This is a genomic window from Pseudoalteromonas sp. APC 3691, from assembly GCF_030408135.1.
Lineage (GTDB): Bacteria > Pseudomonadota > Gammaproteobacteria > Enterobacterales > Alteromonadaceae > Pseudoalteromonas.
Window position 1 is genome coordinate 1 of sequence record NZ_JASDCB010000153.1, and the last position, 847, is coordinate 847.

At 38.3% G+C, this 847-nt stretch carries 1 protein-coding gene; it reads left to right on the forward strand.

Annotation, left to right across the window (positions count from 1 at the left end):
- Nucleotides 1-792: IS3 family transposase (locus tag QL998_RS20675; protein WP_290193400.1), on the forward strand; the 792-nt coding region annotated here is incomplete at its 5' end.
- Nucleotides 793-847: the final 55 nt, after the last annotated feature.

Sequence of the window (847 nt, forward strand, 5' to 3'; positions counted from 1 at the left end):
CTGCTTGGTATAACGAGACAAGCGATATATCAACGAGAGAGCAGAGCTAAACTGCGTGCTATTGAACTAGCACCAGTTAAAGCGATGGTATTGGAAATACGACGTTTTATGCCGCGCTTAGGTGGAAGAAAGCTGTATTTTTTACTTAAACCAAAATTCATAGAGCGAGGCATAAGTTTAGGTCGAGACGCTTTTTTTAGTTATTTGAAAAATGAACGTTTATTGGTTAAACCTAAGCGTAGTTACATTAAAACTACGTTTAGTAAGCATTGGATGAAAAAGCATCCTAACTTGCTAAAAGATGTGCAACCATCGCGACCAGAAGAGGTTTTTGTAAGCGATATAACCTATGTTCAATCAGAGCAAGGTGTTCACTATCTATCGCTAGTAACTGATGCGTATAGTCGCAAAATTATGGGTTATGAACTCAGTGATGAAATGAAGGCGACAGATGTAGTTAAGGCATTAGATATGACAATCAATAATCGTCAGTATCAATGTAGTACGATTCATCATTCAGATAGAGGGTTGCAGTATTGCTCGCAGGTATATCAAGTAAAGCTTAATGAAAATGGCATTATTCCATCAATGACCGATGGCTATGACTGCTATCAAAATGCACTGGCGGAGCGTATTAACGGCATATTGAAGCAGGAGTTCTTACTCTATAAATGCCAAAATCTAAAAGAGCTACGTGAACTCGTCGAAGAATCAATATTAATATACAATGAAATGAGGCCGCATTTGAGTTTAGGAATGAAAACACCAAACCAAGTGCACAAAAAAAGCTAGGAGCAAAAGCTACTGGCCTTCAATTAAAACCGTCAACGTATTTTAGGACGGGACA